General features: G+C 46.4%; 5 protein-coding genes. 4 read left to right on the forward strand and 1 reads right to left on the reverse strand.

The genetic code is table 11. From position 1 onward, the window contains the following. Window positions 1-56 precede the first annotated feature (56 nt). Complete coding sequence (locus U0033_RS19570) at window positions 57-6,149, reverse strand: HAMP domain-containing protein (RefSeq protein ID WP_218164107.1); 6,093 nt, start codon at window positions 6,147-6,149, stop codon at window positions 57-59. Window positions 6,150-6,315: 166 nt separating this feature from the next. Here U0033_RS19570 and U0033_RS19575 point away from each other — a divergent pair, with 166 nt between their 5' ends. The 4 genes from U0033_RS19575 (at window position 6,316) to U0033_RS19590 (ending at window position 14,509) form a co-directional block, all read left to right on the forward strand. Then, window positions 6,316-6,732, forward strand: coding sequence for a response regulator (locus U0033_RS19575; RefSeq protein WP_072365073.1), 417 nt, complete (start codon window positions 6,316-6,318; stop codon window positions 6,730-6,732). A 131-nt stretch (window positions 6,733-6,863) separates the two neighbouring features. Further along, window positions 6,864-10,844 (forward strand): DEAD/DEAH box helicase, encoded by a 3,981-nt coding sequence (locus tag U0033_RS19580; protein ID WP_072365071.1) that lies wholly within the window; start codon window positions 6,864-6,866, stop codon window positions 10,842-10,844. 31 nt (window positions 10,845-10,875) lie between these two features. Next, complete coding sequence (locus U0033_RS19585; RefSeq protein ID WP_083571839.1) at window positions 10,876-13,680, forward strand: PAS domain S-box protein; 2,805 nt, start codon at window positions 10,876-10,878, stop codon at window positions 13,678-13,680. A gap of 82 nt (window positions 13,681-13,762) precedes the next feature. Next, window positions 13,763-14,509, forward strand: a complete 747-nt coding sequence (locus U0033_RS19590; RefSeq protein WP_072365069.1) for a hypothetical protein — start codon at window positions 13,763-13,765, stop codon at window positions 14,507-14,509. The last annotated feature ends 175 nt before the right edge of the window (window positions 14,510-14,684 follow it).

Genomic DNA, 14,684 nt, shown 5'->3' on the forward strand with positions numbered 1-14,684 from the left:
CAATTTTTTCAGAATGAATGTACTTTAATAATTTTTGCTATATAGAAGGTTTTATATTAACGGTATAACCATACTCTCATCAATGATAACAGCTGATCTATCTTCAATGGTTTTGTAATATAATCTGAAGCACCGGCTTCCAGGCATTTCTCTCTATCACCCTTCATCGCCTTCGCTGTCACTGCTATGATCGGCAATGCACTGTTCTTATGTTCCCTGCGAATTTTCTGCATCGTTTCATATCCATCCATCTCCGGCATCATAATATCCATCAGCACTATATCGATCTGGTTATTCTCGCTGAGAATACTCATCGCTTCCTTGCCACTCTCTGCCGTAATGGTATTGATATGGAAACGCTCAAAAGCTGTAGTCAGGGCAAACAGGTTACGCACATCATCATCTACTACCAGTACACTTTTATGGATCAACACATCTTTTTGAGAACGCAGATCTTCTATCAGTTTCCTTTTCTCCGGCATCAATGACTGGTGGTTCAGGTGCAATTGCATGATCGTTTCTTCGAGCAGTAAGTCCAGTGAGTTAACGCCTTTCAGCAATATTTTATTGGCATACTGCTTCAGTTTAGATTTTTCATTGTTGCTAAAGTCACGCGCAGAATATACTATAACTGGTGTCGCATTATATCGGTTCACCGTATTCAATCCTGCCACAAAATCTGCACCATCTATATCCGGCAGCATGTAATCTGCGATGATACAATCATAATTATTTTTATTGATCGCATCAATCGCTGATTTTCCATTATCTACAAATTCCATTTCTATTAATTCCCCATTGTCCAGGATACGGGCGATCTGTGATGCATCCGGCTCATTGTCTTCCACCACCAATACTTTCTTGGTCCTGCGCTCATGCTGATCAATGATATTGCTGAAAAGAACATTCAATGCCTCTGACTTCAATGGCTTCAGGTTAAAGCTACGTGCACCGCGATGCATAGCCAGCAACCTGTTCTCTTCACCAGAGATGAGGTGAATAGGGATATGCCGCAGGTTGATATCATTCTTGAAGAGATCCAATACGCGCCATCCGCTGGCATCCGGCAATTTCACATCCAGTGTCACCGCAACCGGATTGAACTTATTCGTGAGGTCGAACACCTCGCCAAAGCTGGTAGCGACCACCACCTTCAATCCCATTTCATGGGCCTTTTCCTGCATGATCTTCGCAAAGCGCACATCATCTTCCACAATCAATACCACCTTGTCAGTATCCATGATATGCGTTCTGTCATCACCTATCTCGTTGATAATCTCATTCAGTCCTTCCAGGTCTTTGGCTTCACTCGTTACCCGACTTGGTATCATTGGTGGCTCGTAGGGCTGCGGCATGGTATATTCACCTACAGTCAGGCTGCTTTGCTTTTCTTTCCTGATCACACCTGGATTGTAATCCAGTGGCAGGAAGAGGGTGAAAGTACTACCCTTGCCAGCTTCACTCATCAACTCAATAGAACCACCCAGGAGGTCTGCCAGGCCACGGCTGATACTCAATCCCAGGCCGGTACCACCATACTTACGGCTGGTAGACCCTTCTGCCTGCTGGAATGCTTCGAAGATGATGTTCTGTTTATCTTTAGAGATACCGATACCTGTATCCCTGATCTCAAATGCCACCACTTTAGAAGCACTATCCAGGCTGTCATTCTGTTGTTTCCAGTTATGCCGGGCTTCGTAAATACGAAGTCTTACCTCACCTTTTTCTGTAAACTTGAATGCATTGGAGAGCAGGTTCTTCAGGATCTGGTTCAGGCGCTGCACGTCTGTTTCCAGTGTCTGCGGCAGCTGATCATCCATTTCAATCCTGAAGCGCAGGTTCTTGCTTTCAGAGATATGTTTGAAGGTAGTTTCCACAAATCCAATCACTTCATTGAAGCGAACCTTGATAAAGTCAGTAGAAATATAACCAGATTCAATCTTAGACAGATCGAGGATATCGTTGATCAGCTGGATCAGGTCATCCCCACAACTATGAATGGTCTTCGCATATCGCACCTGTTTTTCATTCAGGTTACCATCATGGTTTTCGTATAATTGCTGTGCAAGGATGAGCAGTGAGTTCAGCGGTGTACGCAGCTCATGCGACATATTTGCCAGGAATTCTGATTTGTATTTGGATGTGAGCTGGAGCTGTTCTGCTTTTTCTTCCAGTGAACGACGGGCTTCTTCTACTTCTTTATTCTTGTCTTCCACCTCGTCTTTCTGTTTCACCAGCAGGTGGGCTTTATCCTGCAGCTCTTCATTTGTACGTCTCAGCTCATCTGCCAGTGACTGTGATTGTGCCAGCAGATCTTCTGTACGGGAGTTAGCTTCGATGGTATTTAATACGATACCAATTGATTCTGTGAGCTGACTCAGGAAGTCAAGGTGTGTTTCACCAAAGGCATCGAAGCTGGCCAGTTCTATCACCGCCTTGATCTCTGTTTCAAAGAGCACCGGCAGTACGATCAGGTTCATTGGTGGAGCTTCCCCTAAACCGGAACTGATCTTAATATAATTAGAAGGTACGTTTGTGAGTAAGATACGTTCTTTATCGAGGGCTACCTGTCCTACCAGACCTTGCCCCAGTGAGAATTCGCGGCTGATGCTTTCTTCTTCGCCATATGCATAGGAAGCAAAGAGTTTCAATTTAGGGTTCTCCAGGTTCTCTTCCTGTTCCAGTATGTAGAACATCCCTTTCTGTGCCCGCACCACCCGCGCAAGTTCTGAAAGGATACGGCGGGTCACGGTATTCAGATCTTTCTGCCCCTGCAGCATTTGTGTGAACTGTGCAAGGTTCGATTTCAGCCAGTCCTGCTCCTGGTTACGGAGGGTAGTTTGCTTCAGGTTGGCGATCATCTGGTTGATGGTATCTTTCAGTTCTTCCACCTCACCTTTCGCTTCTACACGGATCATCTGGGTGAGGTCACCTTTCGTTACCGCAGAGGCCACGGCACTGATGGCACGTACCTGGGTAGTGAGGTTTTCTGCCAGCTGGTTCACGTTTTCCGTCAGGTTTTTCCAGATACCAGAAGCACCTGGTACACTTGCCTGTCCGCCCAAACGCCCTTCCACGCCCACTTCGCGGGCCACCGTAGTAACCTGGTCAGCAAAGAGTGCAAGGGTATCGATCATTTCATTGATCGTATCTGTCAACTGTGCAACTTCACCACGCGATACGATAGAGAGCTTTTGCTTCAGGTTACCGGTTGCTACGGCAGTTACTACTTTCGCAATACCTCGTACCTGGTTCGTGAGGTTAGAGGCCATCATGTTTACAGAGTCGGTAAGGTCCTTCCAGGTACCGCCCACACCCTGCACTTCGGCCTGACCACCGAGTTTACCTTCGGTACCTACTTCACGCGCAACACGCGTTACCTCTACGGAGAAAGAGTTCAGCTGGTCCACCATCGTGTTGATGGTATTTTTCAGATCAAGGATTTCTCCTTTTACGTCGATCGTTACTTTTTTGGTAAGGTCACCACTCGCCACGGCCTTGGTTACTTCCGCGATGTTACGCACCTGGGAAGTCAGGTTACCTGTCATCTGGTTTACAGAGTCTGTCAGATCTTTCCAGGTACCAGCAACGCCTGGTACGAATGCCTGACCACCCAGTTTACCATCTGTACCTACTTCTCTCGCAACACGCGTTACCTCAGAGGCAAAGGCGCGCAGCTGATCCACCATCGTATTGAGGGTTTCTTTCAGCTGTAAGATCTCCCCGCGTACATCCACCGTGATTTTGCGGCTCATGTCACCATTTGCTACAGCGATGGCCACATCAGCAATGTTACGTACCTGTGCTGTCAGGTTACCCGCCATCTGGTTTACAGAGTCAGTTAAATCTTTCCAGGTACCTCCCACACCCGGTACGTTTGCCTGGCCACCCAGTTTACCTTCAGTACCTACTTCTCTCGCCACACGCGTTACCTCGGAGGCAAAGGCGCGCAGCTGTTCCACCATCGTATTGATGGTATTTTTCAGTTCAAGGATTTCCCCTTTTACATCTACTTCAATTTTACGGGAAAGGTCTCCATTCGCTACTGCGGTTGTTACTTCCGCGATGTTTCGTACCTGCGATGTCAGGTTGGAGGCCATGATATTTACAGAGTCAGTTAAGTCTTTCCACAAACCTTCTACACCAGGTACATCTGCCTGGCCACCCAGTTTACCTTCAGAACCTACCTCTCGCGCTACCCTGAATACTTCACTACCAAAGGCGTTCAGCTGGTCCACCATCGTATTGATGGTATTTTTCAGTTCAAGGATTTCCCCTTTTACATCCACTGTTATTTTGCGGGAGAGGTCACCTTTTGCCACCGCAGTGGTCACTTCCGCGATGTTTCGTACCTGTGCTGTCAGGTTAGAACCCATCTGGTTTACTGATTCAGTGAGGTCCTTCCAGGTACCACCTACACCCTGTACTTTTGCCTGGCCACCCAGCTTACCTTCTGTACCTACCTCAAGGGCTACACGCGTTACCTCAGAAGCGAAGGAGTTCAGCTGATCCACCATTGTATTGATGGTCTTTTTCAGTTCAAGGATCTCTCCTGCCACATCCACGGTGATCTTTTTGGAGAGGTCACCGTTTGCCACCGCAGTGGTTACTTCAGCGATATTACGTACCTGACCTGTCAGGTTACTGGCCATCTGGTTTACAGAGTCCGTCAGGTCTTTCCAGGTACCTCCCACACCCTGCACTTTTGCCTGACCACCCAGTTTACCTTCCGTACCTACTTCAAGGGCTACACGCGTTACCTCGGAGGCGAAGGAGTTCAGCTGGTCCACCATCGTGTTGATGGTGTTTTTCAGTTCAAGGATCTCACCTTTTACATCCACGGTGATTTTGCGGGAAAGGTCACCTTTTGCTACCGCAGTGGTTACTTCCGCAATATTTCGTACCTGTGCTGTCAGGTTAGAACCCATTTGGTTTACAGATTCTGTGAGGTCTTTCCATACACCATCTACACCTTTTACGGTAGCCAGACCTCCCAGCTTACCTTCGGAACCTACTTCACGGGCTACGCGCGTTACCTCGGCAGAGAAGGAGTTCAGCTGGTCCACCATCGTGTTGATGGTGTTTTTCAGTTCAAGGATCTCTCCTTTTACGTCCACGGTAATTTTGCGGGAGAGGTCACCTCTCGCCACAGCAGTGGTCACTTCAGCGATGTTTCGTACCTGGCCTGTCAGGTTACTGGCCATCTGGTTTACAGAATCGGTCAGGTCTTTCCAGGTACCGGCTACCCCTTTTACTTCTGCCTGACCACCCAGTTTACCATCAGTACCCACTTCTCTCGCAACACGCGTTACCTCGGAGGAGAAGGAGTTCAGCTGGTCCACCATGGTATTGATGGTATCTTTCAGTTCAAGGATTTCCCCTTGTACATCTACAGTAATTTTTTTAGAGAGGTCACCTTTTGCCACCGCAGTGGTTACTTCAGCGATATTTCGCACCTGGTCAGTAAGGTTACCTGCCATCTGGTTTACAGAATCGGTCAGGTCTTTCCATACACCGGCTACATCTTTTACTTTGGCCTGTCCACCCAGTTTACCTTCAGAACCTACTTCGCGGGCTACGCGGGTTACTTCGAGAGTAAAGAGATTCAATTGCTTCACCATGCCATTTACCTCAGTAGCAATACGGGCAAATTCTCCCTGCAGTACGTGATCCTCAATTTGTAAGGGCATTTCCTGGGAGAGATTACCTTTTGCCACGGAGCTGATTACATGGGCAATTTCGATGGTAGGATGAACCAGGTCAGAGATCAGGTTATTGATGGATACTTCTGCCATATTCCACGAGCCTCTGGCTGTGCGAGGCATTTGTACCCTGTGTTGGAGCTTCCCCATTTTCCCGATCGTATTCCGGGCCAGCATGAGTTCTTCCACCAATGTTTCGTTGAGAGCAATAATATCGTTGACGGTATCGCAGATCTTACCGTTTAACCCAATATTATCTGCCGGCATCCGGACAGTGAAATTACCATTCTTTACTTCGGAAAGGACCTGTAATAACTGGCGCATATCCAGTTCATCGACGACACTATCGGCCGCACTGTTGGACATTTTTGGGGAAGGCTGTAGAGTATTTTCCACATCCGGTTCAGGCAAGGGTGTGGTGTCAGAATTTTTCTTCCGGGTGTTCATGCTGAAGGTATTAGCGACTTTATACTTATATATGCTGGAAAAACTATCTTTAATGCGTGTCCTATCAATGAATTAAAAAGAAAACAAGGTTTGTTTTAGGTAATCATACATTGTATGCTTTGAAATGGTAATTTAGCGTTACAGAAACATAAAATATTACTAAAAGATGCAATTTTCAGGCCATTCGAAGCGGCTTATCCTGTTAGCTGAAGATGATATTGATGATCAGGAATTACTCGAAAATGCATTTAGTGAAATAGATCCTACCTGGCAGCTGGTGTGTATCCCTAACGGCAGAAAATTCATTAAATATCTGGAAAGTATTGAGGACAAAGAATTACCAGCCTTGATGATTCTCGACTATAATATCCCGGAACTGACAGGAGTAGAAATTGTAGAAGAACTCAACGACCAGTCGCGCTATCTCGGTATTCCTAAAATCATCTGGAGTACATCCAGTTCTCCGGTTTTTAAAGCTCGTAGTATTGAGCTGGGGGTGGTTGATTATATCACTAAACCCAGTGACCTGGCTTCTTTTTTAACCATTGCAAAATATATGTTGTCATTTGTGAAAGAGTCATAAGATAGCATCGTATTGTAACTCCCAAATTATATACTCCACTGGATAATAATGATCTGCCGGAACCGGAATTTTCAGACGGTTCCACCTGGATGGCAGACAGGAATACGTAGCCTTTTGCTACATTTGTACTAATGGTTGACAGCGCGCATTATCTGGATATTTATCACTCACGGAACGAGGAAACACAACTGGTAATAGACATACTAGCCGTTTACATGTACCCGGTAGATAAATATATGCTCACGGATGCTGCGCAGGAAATCCTTGACATACCACAGGATGCAATTTCTGATATATTAGAAGAGCTCATAGCAGCGGGGGTTGTGGTCAAACATGTGACCGGCAACTATTCACTCGATCCGGCTATGAGCTTCTTTTTATTTCCTGAAAAAGTAAGGCAGCCCCAGTACCTGCAACTTATTCAGCAGGTAAGACAATATTCTTTCTACAGCAGCAATGCCAGGATACAGGAACTACAGCAATTACTGATCGCGTTTTTTACCGGGGAAAAGTCTTTGTTAAGAGCTCCTGTGATGCGCATCAGCGGAGAGGTGAATGAATACTTACCGCACCTTTGCTATTTGTTGTATTTCCCGGAATATAAGCCCCTGCTACAGTTTTTTGATACTGATGTACTGCAGGTGATCTATCAGGCTGCTATCAACCTGCAATTGCAAAGCATGCTGCCTGTTACATTGCTGGAAACACCGGTTACCAGCTGGTCTATATTGGAAGGGTCGCTGAAAGCAAGTGAGGATCCATTTGCTCAGGCAGTGATGGCCCTTTATGATCAGCAAGCGGATGCTGCCTTTCTTTTATTTGAGCAAGGCATCAAACAGCAGCCTAAAACTGACCGCAAGCACCTGGTTCCACTCTCGCCAATTACATGCTTTATATATGCCTTTAACCTGACTTTGCTCCCTGATTCAAGGTCCTATCCCCTGATCACGAAAATTCTCACTTTCTACGAGAAGAAACTGAAAGCAGATTTTACGCCTGCTATCAGTTTATTGCATTTCCACCAGGGCAGAAAGGAAAAAGCAGAGAACATGCTGCTGATCCTGCTCCAGGGCAATTATGGGAACCTGCTCAGTTACCTGGCATTGATCTGCTTACAGATTTATTTACCATCCGGTAAATTGCTGAAGACTTACAAGGACCTCAGCACACAGCTACTATATAAAGGCATTCAGCACCATTATCGTTTTCTCACTTACGAGTACCTTTATCTCTTCAAGGATGAAGGTTTTCGTAAAAAAGAGGATGCCTACCTGGAAGCAGCAGCTGTAATAGGGAAGAAGCCTTTGCTCTCCCAGCTGAAAAGAACAGCGGAATGGGAGAGGCTCTTAAAATTGCTCTCTGTACCGGAAGCAGCACAGCCTGAAAAACCGCAGCAAACGACCCGCATTGCTTACCTGGTAGCACCAACAACCAGGGAAATTCAAGTCATTCTGCAATCGTTTAATAATATTTCCGGCTGGAGCAGAGGCCGCCCTGTAGATATGAAGCGGTTCAGAGAAGGTGTGATTACCGGGATGACACCGCAGGATGTGCGGATAGGGGAGTGCCTGATCAAACAAAGTTTCTATACTTATGGTTCCGACGACTATGTGTTTGAGGATAGGGTATGGCCTGAAATGGCAGGGCATCCTTACCTTTTTATGGCACATGACCAGGATATCTCCCTCGATATTGTGAAGGGAGAACCGGAACTACTTGTTAATAAAACCGGTAAGGGATTTACTTTCGACAGTAATCTGCCTACGACTGACTTATCAAAAGAGATCATCTTTATAAGGGAATCTGAAACACGGCTGAAAGTGATCAGGCTTACGCCTAAGCAACGCAGCGTTTTACAAACTGTTCAGCAGATTCCTGTTGTACCAGCTGATGGCAAGGAGCAATTGCTAAGCGCCCTGCAGCAAATAGGCGCACACATTACTGTGCATGCCAACCTGGAAGGTACGTCACTTAATATTCAACAACGCAAAGGCGATACCCGTATTACGGTACAATTACAGCCTACTGCCGATGCACTGAAAGCTTCTTTCTTCGTAAAGCCCTTTGGCGCAGATCCTCCTTATTGTAAACCAGGTGAAGGAGCAGCCCATATCATTGGTATTATGAATGGGGAACGCTGCCAGGCAACCCGTGACCTGGCGCTTGAAAAAGCAAATTATGCCCGTTTACTGGAGCTCATACAACAGGCTGTAGCACAGGAAATAGACGATGATCACATCATTTTCTCCGATCCCATGGATTGCCTGCAATTACTTGAAGTGATCCACGAACATCCGGCAATCGCCATTTCGGAATGGCCGGAAGGCGAAAAACTGCGCATTAAAAAAGTAGTCACTACCGGTAGAATGTCCCTGACAGTGAAGTCGAACCGGAAATGGCTGGAATGCCAGGGTGAGCTGAAAGTAGATGAGGATCTGGTGCTTTCGCTGAAAGAACTGCTGGACAAAACGGTGCAACACCGAAGCCGCTTTATTCCCCTGAAGAATGGTAGCTACCTGGCACTCACGAAAAAGCTGTACCGGCAATTGAATGAAATAAACAGCTTTGCCACGGCTGATCAGGAAGCTGTGAAAATACAATCTATGGCTGCCCATATGCTGGATGAAATGCTGGAAGAAGCGGGCAGCGTAGAAACCGATGCCGCTTTCAAAGCACAAAAGCAGCGATGGAAAGACATCATTTCAGTGACACCGGCTATTCCGGCAGCATTACAGGCCACCCTGCGCCCTTACCAGGAAGATGGTTTCCGCTGGATGGTCAGGTTAGCAAACCTGGGTGCCGGTGCCTGTCTTGCAGATGATATGGGTTTGGGGAAAACCATTCAGGCCATTACCTTATTGCTCCACAGAGGGGCTGAAGGCCCTGCCCTGGTCGTTTGCCCGGCATCTGTATTACCAAACTGGATCAATGAGATCAATCGTTTCGCGCCATCATTGAGGGTCGTAATGTTGCATGCGGGTGGAGACAGAAAAGAACTCCTGGCATCTGCAGGTGGTTACTCTATCGTAGTGACAACGTATGGACTGCTGCTGTCAGAAAGAGCATTACTCACAACGATTGAGTGGGATTCCGTGATCCTGGACGAAGCACATGCCATCAAAAACTACCAGACCAGAACTGCAAAAGCAGCGATGGCCCTACAGGCACATTTCAGGTTAATACTCACGGGCACCCCTATCCAGAATAACCTGAATGAGATCTGGAGCCTTTTCCATTTTATCAATCCGGGGCTCCTGGGTACGCTCAAACATTTTACCCGTCAATTCACCACACCTGTTGTATACAATCCTGATAGCACAGTAAAAAATCACCTGAAAAAACTGATTGCGCCCTATATGCTGCGCAGAACAAAAGGTGCGGTACTGGATGAATTGCCGGAGAAAACGGAGATTGTCAAACTCATTCCTTTATCACACGATGAGCGGGCATTTTATGAAGCGATCCGCCTTAAAGCAATTGAAAACATCCGTAAATACAGGGTAAGCGATACCAAGCAGCACCTGAATACCCTGACAGAAATAGGTAAGCTCCGGATGGCCGCCTGTCATCCCCAGATGTTGCATACAGAAGTAAACATCCCATCTTCCAAGCTCTCCACTTTCCTGGAAATTGTAGAAGAACTGATCTCCAACAAACACCGGGCATTGGTATTTAGCCAGTTTGTACGGCACCTGGACCTGGTAAAACGGGCACTGGATGACAAGGGGATGTCCTACCTTTATCTGGATGGAGCAACGTCTATACCAGACAGGGAAGAACGTGTCAAACAATTTCAGGGAGGCACGGCAGACCTTTTTCTCATCAGCCTCAAAGCCGGTGGCCTCGGCCTCAACCTAACAGCAGCAGATTATGTCATTCACCTGGATCCCTGGTGGAATCCGGCTATAGAAGAGCAAGCCTCTGATCGTGCTTACAGAATGGGGCAGACGAAACCAGTGACCATTTACCGGCTGGTAATGCAGGATACTATTGAAGAAAAGATCATTTCCCTGCACCGGAACAAGCGGGATCTGGCAGATCAATTACTGGCTGGCAGCGATATTACAGGGAAGCTTTCCACAGAAGAACTGATTGCGCTGATCATGAAGTAATTTCGCCTATATTGTATTCCAATAACAGATTATGCATGAAAGTTCCCCATCTGATCAGACCGCTCAGGGTGATCAGGAGATACAACAGATCAAAACTGCCCTTCATGCCGTAGGCATTGGTATCTGGGATATAGATATTCTTCAGGGTAAAGTGACACTGGACACAACATGTAAGGAGCTATTCGGCTTACCGCCGGTAGCAAATATTACCTACGACATGTTGCTGGGAAGTTTGCACCCTGCTGACAGACAGCTGGTACGTGAGTCTGTAAGAAAACTCATGCAAAAGCAAAATGACAACAGCATCAATTTGCGATTCAGAACTGCTGATATTGACAACAGAAGCCTTCGCTGGCTACAGGTAAAGGGGCAGATCTACTTCACGCCCGATGGCCAGGTAAGCCGCCTTTCGGGCATAGCCATGGACATTACCAACGAAATAGCCGCCAATGAAAAAGCGGAAGCAGCAGAAAGACTTTCTGCTATCGCGATAGAAGGTTCAGGGGCAGGATCTTTCACCATCGATTTTGCCAGTGATACCATTACTTACTCTCCTTCACTCGCACACATGATTACGGGCGAACGGACAGGTGGCAGTCACTTCAGAGATATATTCCTGCCCTATGTTCACCCCGAAGATCGCAAGATACGGGAACAGGCATACGAAGAAGCGATGGATACCGGGATACTGAATTACGAATGCCGTTTTATATGGAAAGATGGTTCTATTCACTGGGTCAAGATCAAGGGTAAGTACTATTACGATCCTACGGGCAGACCCGAATCTTTTTCGGGTATCGGGCTGGATGTCACTGAGTCAAGAGAACGTACCCGCCTGCTGAAAGAAGTAGAACAACGATTCCTGCTTGCATTTAATAACTCCAGTATCAGCATGGCATTCCTCGATAAAAACGGGGTAATACAGGAGGTGAATAAAGCATTTGCAGGGTTCCTGGGTTATACACAGCAAGAGCTTTCCGGCATGCACTACAGAAGCATTGTGCAGGCAGATTATAGAAAAGAGAACGATAAATTGTTTTCCAGTCTTGCACACGGCGAACAGGAATTTTACAACCAGATCAAACAATATTACCACAAGGATGGCGGTGTACGCTGGGTACAAGTCAACATAGCCTCAGTAGCTATGGAAGAAGCCAATTCCACACACATCCTCGCCATTGCTTTTGATATAGGCAACGAGGTAGCCGTACGTAAGGAACAACAGCAACTCTTATCATTGGTAGAGAATAGCAATGACCTGATCATGGTAAGTAACCTTGATGGGAATGTTACCTATATCAACGAGGCTGGTGTTCACCTGTTAGGCCTGCCTAACAAGGCAGCGGCCGTTACTCACCCGATGAAAGACTTCTTTGAACCGGTATTTTATGAACAGGTAAAAGGCAGTATCATTCCGGAATTAATGAGGGAAGGTAAGTGGACTGGCAGACAAACCTACCAACACCAGGAAACGGGCGAGGCCCTGCCATTCATGACGAATGCCTTCAGGCTGGATAGCCCCATGAGCGGGAAACCGATTGCTGTAGCGGGTGTAGCCAGAGATCTGCGTACAGAACTGGAAACACAAAAAGCACTCAAAGAAAGTGAAAACAGGTTCCGCTCACTGGTAGAAGAAGCTCCTGTACCCACTGCATTGTATGTAGGCAGAGAACTGATCATCGAGGTTGCGAACGACGCGATGCTTAGCCTCTGGGATAGAGGTAATATCATTATAGGCCAGCCACTCACCCGCGCATTGCCAGAACTACATGGCCATCAGTTCCTCGATATCATGGATGAGATCTTCAATACCGGGGAAGTCTTCCATGGCCGTGAAATGCCTGTCGAGTTGATAAGTAATGGCAGCAGGGCGCTCATGTACCTGAATATTACCTTCAAACCATTACAGGACCCACAGGGAGAAGTATACGCTATTTTAAATATGGCCATCGATGTGACACAGCAGGTAGTGGCTAAAAATAAGATCTTAGAAAACCAGAGCTTCCTGGAATCGGAAGTTTTAGAACGTACAGAGGAACTGGCTGCTTCCAATGAGGAACTGGCTGCCATGAACGAAGAATTGCAGGAAGCGAATATGCACCTGGTAAGATCTAACCAGGAGCTGGAACAATATGCTTATGTAGCCAGTCATGACCTGCAGGAACCCCTGCGCAAGATCAGGATCTATGCAGACCTGCTGGCTAAAAAAAATGATCTGAATATAGAGCATAAGCGACTGGTAGATAAGATCAATCAGTCGTCTGAACGTATGTCGATGCTGATCAAAGACCTGCTGGAATTCTCCCGCCTGTTGGAAACGGGGAATATGCTGCGGGATGTAGATCTGACAGAACTCCTGCTAATGGTGAGCAAGGATTTTGAACTGATCATTGAAGAAAAGAAAGCCCGTATTAATATTGGGAAATTACCTGTGATCCAGGGTGTGCCCCTGCAAATGAATCAGTTGTTTTATAACCTGATGAGCAATGCCTTGAAATTCACACAGGAAGGAATAACACCCGTAATAGAAATTCAGGCTCATGTAATCTCACTGGCAGAAGCAGCAAACTACCTGCGAATGCCGGAGCAGGGTAAGCAGTATTACGATATTTCATTTAGAGATAATGGGATTGGCTTTGATAATAAATATGCAGAGCAGATCTTCGAGGTGTTTAAACGCCTTCATAACAGGAACCAATATCCCGGTTCTGGCATTGGATTATCATTGTGCAGGAGGATAGTGGGGAATCACGGCGGGCATATGTATGTATTGTCAGCGCCGGATGAAGGAACCATCTTCCATATTATTCTGCCGGGGAAACAGATAACAGGGTAGTGTTATTGTTAAGGGGCTTTTAAAAAATTCAAACTACAACGCAACCATAACAGGATAAGATCAAATTACATATTTTTACACCATGAACATTTTTGGCCTCTGGAGTAACTATTATTACTTAGTAGTTGGTTTACAGATCATTTGCATAATCCATTGTCTTAAAACAGGCAAAAGAGACTACCTGTATCTCCTGATCTTTTTACCCATGATCGGTTGTATCATCTACTTTATCCGTGAAATATTACCGGAAATCAACAGCGGGGAGTTCTTCCCGAACCTGCAGCGGGTATTTTTTCCAAAAGCAGTAATCGGGGAGTGGGAACGCCGTGTCAGGTTATCGGATACTGTTGCTAATAAAATGGGGCTGGCTGCTGCTTTAGCTGACCAGCAACAATATGGCAGAGCGATTGCACTGGCGGAAGAATGTCGCCAAAGTTTTCCCAGAGACCTGGGCATTTTACAACAGCTCGGGCGCTTTTACTTCTATGATCAACGCTATGCAGAGAGTATTGCCTGCATGGAAAAAGCTTTTGCACAGTCGAATGCGCACCTGATCAAACAGGAAGATGAGCTGATGTATGCGCGTGCCCTGGAAGCCACCGGTATGCTACCTCCTGCTGAAGAAGTGTATAAGAAAGTAGTGCGTGTGCACCATTCGATAGCAGCCATGTATCACTATGGTGCATTCCTCAAAAAGCAGAACAGGAACAAGGAAGCCCTGCAGCAGTTCCAAACGATTAAAGATGAATTTTACCTGCATCCAAGATATGTGCGCAGGATGAACGCACAGTGGTTACGCCTTGCGAAGAAAGAAATGGCAGGTCTATAAACCAACAACTCCCGGCGCCACAGTAATGTGATACTGCTTTGCCAGGAGTGCCTGTGACTATACTATACTTATCGAACTGCTTGTCAATTGCTGATCCTGTGTACTACAAGATTGTAATAGTAGATGTACCCATCTGCTAAAGCTTTCCATTATTCTTCACTATCGCCACGGAATG

It is taken from the genome of Chitinophaga sancti (genome assembly GCF_034424315.1).
In the GTDB taxonomy this organism is placed as follows: Bacteria; Bacteroidota; Bacteroidia; order Chitinophagales; family Chitinophagaceae; genus Chitinophaga; species Chitinophaga sancti.

Bases quoted from the DNA above. Each gene is read 5' to 3' on its own strand.
- U0033_RS19570 (WP_218164107.1), bottom strand. From the start codon at position 6,149: ATGAACACCCGGAAGAAAAATTCTGACACCACACCCTTGCCTGAACCG.
- U0033_RS19575 (WP_072365073.1), top strand. From the start codon at position 6,316: ATGCAATTTTCAGGCCATTCGAAGCGGCTTATCCTGTTAGCTGAAGAT.
- U0033_RS19580 (WP_072365071.1), top strand. From the start codon at position 6,864: ATGGTTGACAGCGCGCATTATCTGGATATTTATCACTCACGGAACGAG.
- U0033_RS19585 (WP_083571839.1), top strand. From the start codon at position 10,876: ATGCATGAAAGTTCCCCATCTGATCAGACCGCTCAGGGTGATCAGGAG.
- U0033_RS19590 (WP_072365069.1), top strand. From the start codon at position 13,763: ATGAACATTTTTGGCCTCTGGAGTAACTATTATTACTTAGTAGTTGGT.